The organism is Parapedobacter lycopersici (assembly GCF_024643285.1).
Taxonomy (GTDB): Bacteria; Bacteroidota; Bacteroidia; order Sphingobacteriales; family Sphingobacteriaceae; genus Parapedobacter; species Parapedobacter lycopersici.
Window position 1 is genome coordinate 524,994 of sequence record NZ_JAMSLW010000001.1, and the last position, 13,539, is coordinate 538,532.

The 13,539-nt window shown below is 48.9% G+C and carries 11 protein-coding genes and 2 tRNA genes; 5 read left to right on the forward strand and 8 right to left on the reverse strand.

Translation table 11 applies throughout. The features are described 5' to 3' along the window. Positions 1-141: 141 nt before the first annotated feature. Complete coding sequence (locus NEV57_RS02380) at positions 142-1,077, forward strand: ABC transporter ATP-binding protein (RefSeq protein ID WP_257656680.1); 936 nt, start codon at positions 142-144, stop codon at positions 1,075-1,077. Continuing rightward, on the forward strand, positions 1,074-2,375 hold the full coding sequence (locus NEV57_RS02385) for an ABC transporter permease (protein ID WP_257656681.1): 1,302 nt from the start codon (positions 1,074-1,076) through the stop codon (positions 2,373-2,375). The genes NEV57_RS02380 and NEV57_RS02385 overlap by 4 nt, the downstream gene beginning before the upstream one ends. 11 nt (positions 2,376-2,386) lie before the next feature. Here the strand turns inward: NEV57_RS02385 and NEV57_RS02390 are convergent, their stop codons facing one another. From NEV57_RS02390 to NEV57_RS02420, 7 genes are all read right to left on the reverse strand, one after another. Beyond that, on the reverse strand, positions 2,387-4,228 hold the full coding sequence (locus NEV57_RS02390; protein WP_257656682.1) for a UbiD family decarboxylase: 1,842 nt from the start codon (positions 4,226-4,228) through the stop codon (positions 2,387-2,389). Between the two features lie 5 nt (positions 4,229-4,233). Next, on the reverse strand, positions 4,234-5,517 hold the full coding sequence (locus tag NEV57_RS02395) for a M16 family metallopeptidase (RefSeq protein ID WP_257656683.1): 1,284 nt from the start codon (positions 5,515-5,517) through the stop codon (positions 4,234-4,236). Continuing rightward, positions 5,507-6,754: a M16 family metallopeptidase gene (locus tag NEV57_RS02400; RefSeq protein ID WP_257656684.1), complete on the reverse strand. Its 1,248-nt coding sequence runs from the start codon at positions 6,752-6,754 to the stop codon at positions 5,507-5,509. Before NEV57_RS02400 ends, NEV57_RS02395 begins: the two co-directional genes overlap by 11 nt. 28 nt (positions 6,755-6,782) lie before the next feature. Beyond that, positions 6,783-7,688, reverse strand: coding sequence for an oxygen-dependent coproporphyrinogen oxidase (gene hemF, locus NEV57_RS02405; protein ID WP_257656685.1), 906 nt, complete (start codon positions 7,686-7,688; stop codon positions 6,783-6,785). A 22-nt stretch (positions 7,689-7,710) separates the two neighbouring features. Then, positions 7,711-9,408: a gamma-glutamyltransferase gene (gene ggt, locus NEV57_RS02410; protein WP_257656686.1), complete on the reverse strand. Its 1,698-nt coding sequence runs from the start codon at positions 9,406-9,408 to the stop codon at positions 7,711-7,713. Between the two features lie 13 nt (positions 9,409-9,421). After that, positions 9,422-10,429: an NAD(P)H-dependent glycerol-3-phosphate dehydrogenase gene (locus NEV57_RS02415; RefSeq protein WP_257656687.1), complete on the reverse strand. Its 1,008-nt coding sequence runs from the start codon at positions 10,427-10,429 to the stop codon at positions 9,422-9,424. A 131-nt stretch (positions 10,430-10,560) separates the two neighbouring features. After that, positions 10,561-10,634: transfer RNA gene (locus NEV57_RS02420), tRNA-Arg, on the reverse strand. A 178-nt stretch (positions 10,635-10,812) separates the two neighbouring features. Here NEV57_RS02420 and NEV57_RS02425 point away from each other — a divergent pair. Beyond that, positions 10,813-10,897, forward strand: a tRNA-Ser gene (locus NEV57_RS02425). Positions 10,898-11,221: 324 nt separating this feature from the next. Further along, positions 11,222-12,238 carry a PDDEXK nuclease domain-containing protein gene (locus NEV57_RS02430; protein ID WP_257656688.1) on the forward strand — a complete coding sequence of 339 codons (1,017 nt, stop codon included), beginning with the start codon at positions 11,222-11,224 and terminating at the stop codon, positions 12,236-12,238. A gap of 103 nt (positions 12,239-12,341) precedes the next feature. Here the strand turns inward: NEV57_RS02430 and NEV57_RS02435 are convergent, their stop codons facing one another. Then, a complete protein-coding gene (locus tag NEV57_RS02435; protein ID WP_257656689.1) occupies positions 12,342-12,881 on the reverse strand; it encodes a GNAT family N-acetyltransferase in 540 nt (179 codons plus the stop codon). Positions 12,882-13,036: 155 nt separating this feature from the next. Here NEV57_RS02435 and NEV57_RS02440 point away from each other — a divergent pair, with 155 nt between their 5' ends. Beyond that, positions 13,037-13,336, forward strand: coding sequence for a hypothetical protein (locus NEV57_RS02440; protein ID WP_257656690.1), 300 nt, complete (start codon positions 13,037-13,039; stop codon positions 13,334-13,336). Positions 13,337-13,539: the final 203 nt, after the last annotated feature.

Here is a 13,539-nt window from a genome sequence, read left to right on the forward strand (position 1 = left end):
TATATTCGCTTACCTGTAAGAGCTTGTTTATCCGGAAAAGTTTAACCGCGCGGCTGTTAAAAAATGTTAAAGAATTAAAGGCTTATTCGTAACAAAAACGACATCTTTGTATCCAATGACAGGTAAGCCCACGGAACACACATGCTGGAAATCAGAAACATCGTAAAACAATATGCCAATCACCTGGCGCTGGATAATATCTCCACACATATCGCGAAAGGCAGTATTTTCGGGCTGCTGGGTCCGAACGGTGCGGGTAAGACCTCGTTGATCCGTATTATTAACCAGATTACCGCTCCCGATAGCGGCGAAGTTTACATGGATGGCGAACGGCTGGGACCCAAACACATCGGCCGGATTGGCTACCTGCCCGAGGAACGCGGACTGTATAAGAAAATGGAAATCGGCGAACAGATGTGTTATCTTGCCCAACTAAAAGGCCTCCGGCGGCAGGAAGCCGTCGAGCGGATCAAGCATTGGTTTGAGAAGATGGAGATGCAAAGCTGGTGGAATAAAAAGATAGAAGATCTCAGCAAGGGGATGCAGCAAAAAGTGCAGTTTGTTGCTACCGTGGTACACCAGCCGGACTTAATTATTCTTGACGAGCCGTTTTCCGGATTCGACCCCGTCAATGCAAACATCATTAAGGAGGAAATCCTCGCATTGAACCGTAATGGAGCAACCATTATCTTTTCCACTCACCGGATGGAATCCGTTGAAGAGCTATGCGACAGCATCATCCTGATCAACAAATCAAAGAAAATACTGGACGGAAAGGTAAAGGCCATTAAAGATACCTATCGGACGAATACTTACCGCGTGGAATACTTTTCCCGCGACAAACCGGTTACGGGAGTGGACGACCTGTTTTCCGTCAGCAGCCGGGAAACGGTGGAGGACCGCACGGTGCTGACCATTAATATCGCCGGTGGACGGACTATTAACGATGTGCTCACTTACCTTATCCCACTGGTACAACTTCACGAACTGAAGGAAATTGTACCGAGTATACATGACATTTTTGTTGACAAGGTAACCCAAAAGAAGCCGTCCACTGCAATTGAAACCAACCAATGAACAAGATACTACTCATCATCCGGCGTGAATACCTGAGTCGCGTAAAAAAGAAATCATTTCTGCTGATCACCTTCCTGGTTCCGATTTTTCTGATTGCGGTTTATGCAATTGCGATTTTGCTTGCGGTTAAGAGCTTCGAAAGCAACCAAGCTACAGTACAGGTTATCGATCAAAGCGGCCTGTTTGAGGGGAAGCTGCATGATACGGAAACCATTACGTTTGTGGAAACATCCGGCAATGTTTCCGATGCCAGGGCCGGTATTCGGGGCGCCGAAAAGAAACTACTGCTGATTATCCCCGAAAACATAACCGAAACATCGCGGGTAGAATTACTATCGTCGGAAATGGCCAATGTCGGGACCCAGAAAACCATCAGCGGCCAGCTGGAGGGGGTCCTCCGCGATATCGCTTTTGAAAAAGCGGGAATTGACCGCCGGACCGTAGAGGCCATCCGACCGTCCGTTACGATTGAAGCACGGGAATTAACCCCTGAAGGTGAAAAGCAAAGCAGCGCGGAAGCCACCGTCGGCATCGCCATGACGCTGTCCATTGTGGTATATATCTGCCTGTTTTTATATGGCACGCAGGTGATGCGGGGTGTCATCGAGGAAAAAAACAACCGGATCATTGAAGTGATTATCTCATCGGTAAAGCCTTTTCAGCTGATGATGGGCAAAATTATCGGTATCGGCCTTGTCGGGCTTACCCAGTTTATCCTTTGGATCATTCTGTCGGCTACGCTGATGGGCGGTGCCCGTATGGCCATCATGGACGACATGACGATTGAACAGGTAGCCGCCACACAGGAGCAGATGCCTTCCGGTGGTAAACCGGCTGCCTACGGCGACGTGATGCAGGCGCTGAATACCGTGAATTTCCAGGAAATTATCATCGGGTTCCTCCTGTACTTTTTTGGCGGATACCTACTGTACAGTGCATTGTTTGCGGCGGTGGGCTCGGCGGTGGACAGTGAAACCGAAACCCAGCAGTTTACTTTTCCGATCACGTTGCCGCTGCTGTTTGCCTATATTCTCTCGTTCGGCGTATTGGTAAATGATCCCAACGGACCGCTGTCGTTCTGGCTCAGCATGATTCCGCTGACATCACCCATTGCGATGCTGGTACGTATTCCCTTCGGTGTCCCCACCTGGCAGCTCGTCCTGTCGTTCGCGCTGCTTGCCGGCGGATTTGTACTGACCACCTGGATTGCCGCCCGTATTTACCGTATCGGCATCTTGATGTACGGCAAAAAGGCAAGCTACAAAGAGTTGATTAAATGGTTCAGATATAAAGGATAAACGATTATCTATTAGTCAATAATCCCGTGCAGCGGTCCACCCTTAACCGCAAGGGCATCCACCCGTTTTTCGATTTCCGGTACTTTTATCAGCTCCGGTGCATGGTGCGGTTTCTTCCGTGCGTCAATGATCAGCGGGCCGCTGCATCCCCAGTGTTTGTGTCTGGTAAAGCTGTTGACACCGTAAATATCGTGTGAAGGATTGCTCCTTGTAAATGTAATCCACACAAAATTATCCATGTTCGCCGCAGTAAAACCGGCGTCGTCACAAAGTACCAGCAGCTGTATGCCGGAGAAATCCAGGTCGGCCATGGCACGGCACCAGGCCTCCACACGATCAGCTTCCGTCTGCCCGTCGGTAAATGCTGGTGCTTCCACGGCAATAATGCCCGGCATCACCGGCTTATATGCGCTGAATGGCCTGGGGAGCATAACGCCCGGAGGAAGTGCCGGTGACAGCGCTCGTTTTTTAGGGCCCACGGCGGCAAATACCACTTTGGAACCGGCGTTAAGGTCGCTACCCGAATAATCAAGCGTATCGATGGTGGTCTGTGTATGAAAATGCAGGTCGCGTTCCAAATCAATACGTTCCAGCATATGCGTAAAAAACGCGGGGACATCATGGATGTCCAACCGGGGATCGTCCTGATGGGCAGCAATAAACAAGTACTTCGCGAGGCTCAGCTGATTCTTCCCCAGCACCTGGTTGGCAATGGTCAGTACTTCCTGTGGACGTTCCGTCCGCAAATATGGTGTATACCGCTCGCTTCCAATGGCAAACAGCAGCGGGTGTACCCCTGCCGCATCCACCGCATGGACGGCATGCAATCCGTTGATCTCTTTGGGAATGGCGGACCCTGTTATTTCATGGATCAATGCACCGAAGCTGGTATCTTCCTGCGGCGGCCGACCCACTACCGTAAACGACCAGATGGGGTTTTTGCGGTGGTAAACCCGGTGTACGTGCATTACTGGGAACGGGTGTACCAGGCTGTAGTATCCCAGGTGATCGCCAAAGGGTCCCTCCGGCTTATTATCTTCCGGATATACCGTGCCGGTAATCACAAAATCAGCGTCGGCGGAAATACAGAAGCCGGCATCGTCATAAAAGTAACGGAACCGCCTGTTACCCAATGCGCCGGCAAAGGTTAATTCGGACAATCCCTCGGGCAACGGCATCACCGCGGAAAGTGCATGGGCCGGTGGACCGCCCACAAAGACGCTTACTTTTAAGGGCCGCCCCAGTTCATTGGCTTTGCTCTGATGGACACCGATACCGCGGTGCAATTGGTAGTGAAGGCCCACTTCCTTGTCGGGTATGTAAGCGTTGCCGGCCAGTTGGATGCGGTACATTCCCAGGTTGGCGCCCATCACACCCGGATGGTCAATGTCTTCGGAGTAAACCTGGGGCATGGTAATAAACGGCCCACCGTCCATCGGCCAGTTGACCACCTGCGGCAACTGGCTGATGCGGGTAGTGCCGTATCGGATGGGTGCCCCGCTCCCCTTCTTCCAGGGAAGGGCTGCCAGCGCCGTGGCCGCCACATGGGTATATCGGAACGGATTGCGCAGGGCCTGCATGGGATCCGACTTGACGTCGACCAGCACCTTAATCTTTTCCAGTGTATCCCGGAACATAAATCGGGAGCGGTCGAGGGTGCCAAACAGGTTGGATACCGCAGGAAACGGGCTACCCTTGACGTTTTCAAATAACAGTGCCGGCCCCTTGGCATCATAGACACGCATATGTATAGCTGCCATCTCCAAATAAGGGTCTACTTCTTCTTTAATACGGACGAGGTGCCCGTGATGTGCTAAATCATCAACACATTCCCGGAGGCTGCGGTATCCCATATACGTTACATTTTACCTACAACTATTTTCGTAAGGCGGTCATAATCCAGGTAGCTATTGGCTAATCTGCACACCTCTTCGGCATCAATCCGGCGGATAACGTCGTCGTAATAACTGTAGTATCCCAGACCTAAACCGGAAAAATACGCATTTTTGAACTTATCGGCATGGGAAAATACATTCTCCAGGCTTCCAAGCATGGAACCCATCAAATAATTTTTCACCAGCGACAATTCCTCCTCGCTTACCAACTCCGTTTTCAGTCGCAGGATTTCCTTTTCAATCTCACTAAGCGTTGCGGCCGTGACCGCTGTTCCGACCTCCGTTGCAATGGTAAAAAAAGCACCATATTTTAACGAAACAAGTCCTGATCCGATACTGTAGGTGTATCCTTTGTCTTCGCGGATGTTAGTCATCAGCCTGGAGCCGAAATACCCGCCCAGCAGTGTGTTGACTACCTGTAATCCCGGGAACTCGGGGTGGCTGCGGGAGATGGACCGGTACCCCAGACGGAGGGCGGACTGCAGCGCGTCCTGTCGTTCTTCCAACAGCAGTGCGCCTGCACTCTCCGACGGGAAAACCAGACCCGGTTGCGGTTCCAGCTGCGGTGCGGACGGCACCCATTCATCACCGAACAATTGCTCTACCTGCGTGATAAGCGCGTCAGTAACCCTGCCCGACAGCAGCAAAGTGCAATTATACGGCTGGTATTGTTCCTTAAACAAAGAGCGAAGGTCATTACTATTAATATGGTCGTAATCACTTATTTCAGCAGAAATTCCATATCGGTTTTCACCAAATACAGCGGCATGGAATAAGCGACGGGCAACAACACTGTTTTTCTGGAGTGAAACCTGCAGCTTCTGTTTATTATTGCGGATATAAGTTGTTAACTCCTGATCCGGAAAAACAGCTCCGGTAAGAACCTCCCGGACGAGCGGCAGCAACTGGCTTAAATGCTTGTTCAATGAAAACAGACTCAGTGTCGACCGGTCGGCCTCTACCTGCGGAACGAGAAACGCCCCATAAAAGTCAACAGTCTCCGCAATCTGCTTACTGGTGTGCGTTGCAGTGCCTTCCAATAACATCTCGCAGGCACAGGTATGCAGCAGCGTGTTTTCCGTTTGCGTAAACACATGGTCAAATATCCATTCCATGCGTACGACGTCCTGTTCACCCGCGTCAAAAATGAATACCTTCAGTCCATTCTTAAAAGTCAGCTCACGCGGGGCAATTAAGTCAAATCCGGCAATCGGATGGGAAACAGGGGGGTGATTTCTATCCAGCATTTTTTGTAGCAATGTATACTAAGGTTGACGAATTTTCTCTTCTAAACAGCTGCTTGGCCTGCTGCTGGATCGCTTCGGCTGTTACCCCGAGGTATTGCGCCGTTTCCCGGTTAAACGCAGCGGCATCGCCCAGCAGCTCGAAATAAGCCAGGTTCATGGCCTTGTCCAAAATAGCCATTTCTGAAAACACCATCGTGGATTCCACTTTATTTTTCACTTTATCCAGCTCATAATTACCAACGGGCTCCTGCTTGAGTGCTTCCAGTTCCGTCCAGATCGCAACTTCCGCTGCCTCCATGTCAATATGAGGCAACGGTTTCCCTTCCACTACAAATAAATTAGGCCCAATGCTACCCGTCTGATAAGCATTTAGCTCGCTGAAAAGTTCCTGTTCTTTGACCAGACGCCGGTAGAGTCTGGACGAGGGTCCCTGGGAAAGCAAGTCGGAGATCAGGTCCATGGCATGATAGCCCGCTTCCTGTCTGCCCGGACCATGGAAAGCGATGTAAAGGCTGTTGAGTGGCACATCAGCCGCTACAATTTCCCTGCGTGACTCCAGCTGTTCGGGTTCCTGCGGAAGCTGCCTTGTGTATTTTGGCTTTGCGGGAATGGGTGCAAACCACTTCTCGGCGAGCGCTTTTACCGTTGCTGTCTTCACGTGACCGGCGACGACCATGATCGCGTTATTGGGCGTATAGTGTTTTTCAAAGAATGCCCGGACATCGTCCATGCTGGCCTCTTCGATGTGGGCGAGTTCTTTGCCGATCGTTGCCCAGCTATAGGGGTATGTGGTATAGGCCAGCGGCCGCAGGCGCAGCCAGACATCACCATAAGGCTGGTTGAGATACCGCTGTTTAAATTCCTCGCATACCACCTGTCGCTGTACCTCCAGGCTCTTTTCGCTGAAAGCCAGGCTAAGCATCCGATCGCTTTCCAGCCAGAAGGCCGTTTCCAGGTTGGCAGCCGGTAGCGTGACGTAATAATTGGTGATGTCGTTGCTGGTAAACGCATTATTCTCGCCACCGACGCGTTGCAGCGGACCGTCAAAATGCGGGATGTTTACGGACCCGCCGAACATCAGGTGTTCAAACAGGTGGGCAAAGCCGGTTTTATCCGGATTTTCATCGCGTGCGCCCACATCGTACAATATATTGACCGCGGCCATCGGAGTAGCCGGATCTTCGTGTACCAGCACCCGTAGCCCGTTAGCCAGTGTAAAACGGTCGAATGTAACCATTGTTTTTTCTTAAGTTATCTGGATGATATTATTCCGCCAGCCAGTCAATTCCCGGTTTAAGCAATGCCAGTGTATCGGCTTCGGGACTTCCTTTCGGCGCTTCAAAATTATAAGCCCACTGTGCGAGCGGGGGCAGACTCATTAAAATGGATTCAATACGGCCGTTCGTTTCGAGGCCGAACTTGGTACCCGCATCATATACCAGGTTAAATTCTACATAGCGGCCGCGCCGGAGCTGTTGCCAGCGTTCATTTTCCGGGGTGAATACCCGATTCCTGTTCCGATTGGCCAATTCCGAATAAATGGGTACAAACGCTTCTCCGACGTGACGCGAGAAGTCGAAAATACGATCCCAGGACTCCCCGGTCTTCTCCGGGGTAAGCCGATCGTAAAAGATCCCGCCGACACCACGTGTCTCCTGGCGGTGCGGAATGAAGAAATACCGGTCTGCATGCGCTTTAAACTCGGGGTAAAACGCGGCATTGGAGCGGTCGCACACGTCTTTCAGCGACTGGTGGAAGAAGCGGGCATCCGCCTGTTCGATATAATGCGGGGTAAGGTCTATCCCGCCACCAAACCACCGCATGGTGTCATTCAGCTCAAAGTACCGGATGTTCATGTGAATAATGGGCACGAACGGGTTCCGGGGGTGAAGAACGATCGATACGCCGGTGGCAAAAAAGTTTTCCTCATCCACACCGAAAGCCTTTTTTACCGGTTCTGGTAAACGGCCATGCACCGCCGAGAAGTTGACGCCCCCGCGTTCAATGAGGTCCCCCTGCTGGATGATGCGCGTGCGTCCGCCACCACCGCCATCGCGCTGCCAGACCTCCTCTTCAAAGACCGAAACGCCATCCAGCGCTTCCAGGCCCTGGCATATCCCATCCTGTATACTGCCGTAGTCCGCCGCTATCGTTTCCTTCGTTGTCGTCATATCTTTTGTAAAATCAATAAATTCAATATCCCATGGCCACATCATCGCCCCGCGGATCGGCGCCTCCCTGTAAACCACCGTCGGGTTGCACTAAAATTGCGTCGACACGACCGATACTGTTGCGGTCCACCAGTTTATATCCCGTTGTGGTGAGCATATGGCGGACCTTCTTGCTGACAGCATCGCGTTCAGCCATCACTTCATCCGGGAGCCATTGGTGATGGAACCGGGGGGCAGTTACGGCCTCCTGTACATTCATATTAAAATCGATGACATTGAGCACGGTCTGGAATACAGATGTCATGATCGTGGAGCCACCCGGGGTGCCAACCACCATGAACAGGCTGCCGTTTTTTTCGATAATGGTTGGAGTCATGGAACTAAGCATCCGTTTTCCCGGTTCGATGGCGTTGGCTGCACCACCCGTCAACCCGAACATATTGGGTACTCCCGGTTTCACCGAAAAATCATCCATCTCGTTATTTAGTAAAAAACCGGCGCCGTCCACCACCACGAACGAGCCGTACGAGCCGTTAATGGTTGTGGTAATGGATACCGCATTGCCAGTATGGTCCACAACGGAAAAATGAGTGGTTTCCTCGTGTTCGCCGGGGGGCAAAGGTCCGGCATAAATCGCGCTGCTGAACGATGCGTGTTCAAAATTCATGTTGCGCATCCGATTGGCGTTATAAGTAGAATCAATAAGCATAGCCTGCGGTACGCGATAAAAATCAGGGTCTCCGAGGTGCGTTGCCCGGTCGGCATATACCCGGCGCTCCGCCTCAATCATCACCCGCATGGTAGAATCCTGTTGAAATCCCCATTCCGATAAAGGAAAAGCCTCTACGGATTTCAGCATTGCAATCAGTGCAATGCCTCCGCTTGACGGCGGTGGCATGGATATGACACGGTGGCCACGATAGGTGGACACTACCGGGTCACGCCATTTGGCCTGATAATTTGCTAAATCGGCATGGGAAATAATGCCGTTGCCGCGCGCCATTTCCGCCACGATCCGGTCTGCCGTCTCCCCTTCGTAAAATCCCGCCCGGCCCCGCTGGCTGATCAATGTCAGCGTATGGGCCAGTTCCCGCTGAACGAGTGTATCTCCAGGCTGCCACTCTCCTGTCCGGACAAGTGCGGTACCGGCAGCGTTGTATTGCATCAATGCGGCTTTTCGGTGATTGAGTTCCGCTGCCTGGCGGGCCGTAACCGGAAACCCTTGCTCAGCCAACCGGACAGCCGGCTCTACGAGTAATTTCCAGTCCAGTTTCCCGTACTTTTCATGTGCTTTGACCATGCCATCGACCGAACCAGGGATACCTGATGCCAATTGCCCGCGAAGGCTCAGGTCGGTAATGGGGTTACCCTGTGTATCCAAGTACATATCCCTGCTGGCTGCTGCAGGGGCTGCTTCACGAAAATCAAGTGCAGCAACAGACCCATCGGCGCCCCTGTACACCATGAAACCACCACCGCCGATATTACCGGCATTGGGGTATACTACCGCGAGGGCAAATTGCACTGCTACCGCTGCATCCACGGCATTACCACCATTTTTCAGTATCTCCAGGCCAACGGCCGATGCTTCCGGGTGTGCCGTGACCACCATACCATTGTGGTACGCCGGCAACTGCCCTCCCCGGTGAAATAACTGGCACGAAACCATGGAAAACACCAGCAAAACACTAAAAAAGCGAACAAGCGGGAAGTTTTTCATTTGATTTATATAGCTAAGTCAATTTTTCGGCCAGCCGGCTGATCGCCTCTGCTGGCGAATGATTCTCATATAAAATCTGATATACGGCATTGCAAATAGGCAATTCAATGCGATGGACATCGCAAATTTCCTGAATGCAGTATGCAGCGTAATATCCTTCGGCCACCATGTTCATTTCCAGCTGCGCCGATTTCACGTGATAACCCTTACCGACCATATTTCCGAATGTACGGTTCCGGCTAAACTGCGAATAAGCAGTAACTAGTAAATCGCCCAGGTAGGCCGATTCCTTGATATCCCGATGGATCGGTTTTACGGTATTGACAAATTCCGCCATCTCCCGTATCGCGTTGGATATCAGCACTGCCTGGAAATTATCACCAAAACCAAGGCCATGGCATATTCCGCCGGCCACCGCATAGATGTTTTTCAGGATGGCTGCGTATTCGGTGCCGTAGATATCATCGGATACATTGGTCTTGATATAACGCGTTTCAATAAGTGAAGCCACCAATGCCGCAACGTGGGTATCACGGGAAGCAATGGTGAGGTATGATAATTTCTCGAGCGAAACCTCCTCCGCATGGCAGGGCCCTCCAACGACGGCTATTTTATCAATAGGAATGGCATATTGCTGCTGGAGGAAATCGCCGACGATCTGATTTTCATCGGGCACAATGCCCTTAATCGCCGATACGATTACTTTGCCCGTCAGCATATCGGGCGTGATTCCCTTTAATGCGTCTTTGAGAAAAGCCGCCGGTGTATTCAAAATAACGATGTCGGAGTGGGCTATCACCGTGCGGATATCCGTATGAATATTCCGTTTCGGAATTTTAACCGATACGGCACTTAGGTAATTCGGATTGTGTTTGTAATTTTTGATGTAGTCGGCTGTCTGTTTGTTCCGTACCCACCAAAATATGGATTTTTCGACACGGTTATCGCTCAGCATCTTAATCATAGCTGTTGCCCAGCTACCGCTTCCCACTACCCCTATAGTCTGTTTCGTAAAATTCATAAATGCGTTTATCGTCGTATCTGCGGAATGTTACAAGTTAATGTTTCCATACGAAAGAAGCAAACGGACTGTTCCGGTATGTTTGCGTGTTAATAAAAAAGCCCCTCAATTCAACATCAAGAGGCCTTCTGTACGCCAATCAGGATTCGAACCTGAGACCGACGGTTTAGAAAACCGTTGCTCTATCCAGCTGAGCTATTGGCGCCCGCATTGGCGACAAAAATACAACTTAATCCGGTATCAATGCAATATCGGGTAAAATAATCATGATTTTACGGGTGTTATCGGTGTCTAAAAAATCGTTTTTTCCTCTAACTGCGGCGGTTACCAAAAAAAAGCATATCGGAATTTGCAAAATATAAGAGAGTTTGTACTTTTGCGGCGGAGAGTTGGCAGAGCGGTCGAATGCGGCGGTCTTGAAAACCGTTGTCTGTAACAGGACCGGGGGTTCGAATCCCTCACTCTCCGCAAAAGCAAATGAATACCCCGACAAGTCGGGGTATTTTTGTTTGCAGCGTTGCCAAACTTGTTTGAGCAGCAGCGACGAGCAAAAAGATAAGCAAGCAAAACGAGTAGCATTCATTTGCTTTGAAGCCTCCCACGCGGGATGACCTCGGCCTTTAGCGCGGGCCAGTGGGCCACAGCCAACCCCTCTCTCCGCCTTACAAAGTAAGCCTGATGATAACCCGGCTTCATTGTTTAACACATCGCTTAACCTTCAAACTTTTTCATTTTATGTTTTACTAATAAAATTAGTTTTTTATCTTTGAGTCAGAGTAACTATTACGGATAATGACTCGAAACCAATCTATTATAGCAGATATAAAAGCCATCATTGCCCAATCAAGGCACAATGCTATTCGTGCGGTAGACCATCAGCGAACGTTGATGTATTGGCATATCGGTAAACGTATCTTTGAAGAAGAACAAGAGGGAAAAGACCGTGCGGATTATGGGACTTTCCTTATCAAATACCTTTCAGAACAACTGCAACCTGAATTTGGAAGCGGCTTTTCTGTAAGGCAAATCAACCTGTATCGTCAATTTTACAGGACATTTCCAATTGTGCACGCACTGCATGCACAATTGAGCTGGACACAGTATAAGTTGTTATTGAGTGTTGACAGTCAGAATAAAAGAGAATTCTATATCGCCGAAACCATTAAAAACAATTGGACTTCACGGCAGCTGGAAAGACAGGTGTACAGCAACTTGTATGAGCGGCTTTTGCTGAGCAACGACAAGGAAAGTGTATTGGCAGTTGCGAAAAAAGAGAAGCAACCATTCGATGCCAAAGAAATCATCAAAGACCCCATGTTCTTGGAGTTTTTGGAGTTGAAACGGGAAGCATCTTATTATGAAAGAGATTTAGAAAATGCCATTATAACACATTTGCAGGATTTTTTGTTAGAGTTGGGCAATGGTTTTTCGTTTGTAGCAAGGCAAAAAAGAATACATATTGAGGGCGATGAGTTTTTTTCGGATTTGGTGTTTTACAACCGGTTGTTGCAATGCTTTGTGATTATAGAAATCAAAACAACCAAGCTGACACACCAGGACATCGGGCAACTCCAAATGTATGTGAACTACTACGACCGCATTGAAAAGCTGCCACACGAAAACCCTACAATCGGGATTTTACTTTGTGCCAATAAAAATGATGCTGTTGTACGCTTCACATTACCCGAAAGCCAAAAACAAATCATTGCAAGTCAGTACCAACTTTATTTGCCAACTGAACAACAATTATTGGAAGAAATGAGCAAGGAGTTAGAAAGTTTTATAGATAGAGAAAACGGAAGTTTATAGGGGTTTTTTCATTCACAAATTCTTCTAAAATACGGCTATGGTTAATCCAACAGCATTAGGGGCGTATTGGATGTAATATATCAATTATTTGTCGGCTTCACCTTTAAGCGGGCGAAGTAACCCACGATTCCTTGCTGATCTGATACACAAAATTCGTTTGTGGCACTCCCGTAGCAGAAATCAGTTCCAACTCTCCGATCTTTTCTGCTCCAATGCGACTGACGGCTATCTGGGAACGGATATTAGCTGCCCCGACATGAAAATACACCTTGGATACAAATTGGAAAATGTAGTCCAGCATCGTGCCTTTTACCAAGCGGTTGATACCTTTACCCCAATATGATGTAGCATAAAATGTATACCCTATTAAAATACTGTTTTCCTGTGGATTATAATTATAAAAACGAGTGCTTCCAATGACTTTTCCTGTGACTTTATCCACCAGTTTGAATGCACCATTGCTTTGCATTGCGCCGACAAAGAACAACCTGAATACTTTCTGTTTCCAGCGGTCGTTATTGGGATGCTGTTCCCATATCTCAGGGTCTGCCGCTACAGCATAAAGCGATTCAAAATCCGCTTCTTGCAATGGATAAAGAATTATCCTTTCATTTTCCAGTAGGGGTTGAATGTCGAAGTTCATGTACAAAAATCAATTAAGCCGGTTTCTTTCTATATCAAAGTTACTTTAATTCAACGGATGTCGGTAATCCGGGACAATCTAAATCTATCAACTAATTACTCCCCTATCCGAACATTTTGCCCATTGCATTGTTTCTTTTAATAAAGGATAAAACCATGGATAAATTGAAAAAATTTGAGTTGATGGAAAAAATTGTCCGCGAATTGGAGGATTTGAAACGCAGTCAACAGGCATTGTTAGAAAAGATAGGAAAAATTGAAGTGGATAACATCGAATTGAGTGATAACCGGCTTGAAAAGGTATTACCTGATATTTATCAGCGCACAGCTGATAACCTGGACGCTGTTAATGAAATACTGGAATCGTTTGCGCAGCAAACAGACAACTTCGCAGACAAAAATAATGTGGAGCAGCTAAAGCAGCAACAGGAGCTTAATAAGTCCCGGAATGATTGATCGTCCAAGCGCGATTACTGCAACGGCTGACCGCGGAAATGCGACTTATAAAAAAGGTCCGAGCCAGCGGTGGTTCGGACCTTTTTAAGTTTATAATTAGTTGGTTTGCGCCATAAATGTATGGATAATAACATGACATTGTCAAATAATTTATTCAAAAAAGTCATTATTTTTTACCAAATAACCATAAACACCTATAAATC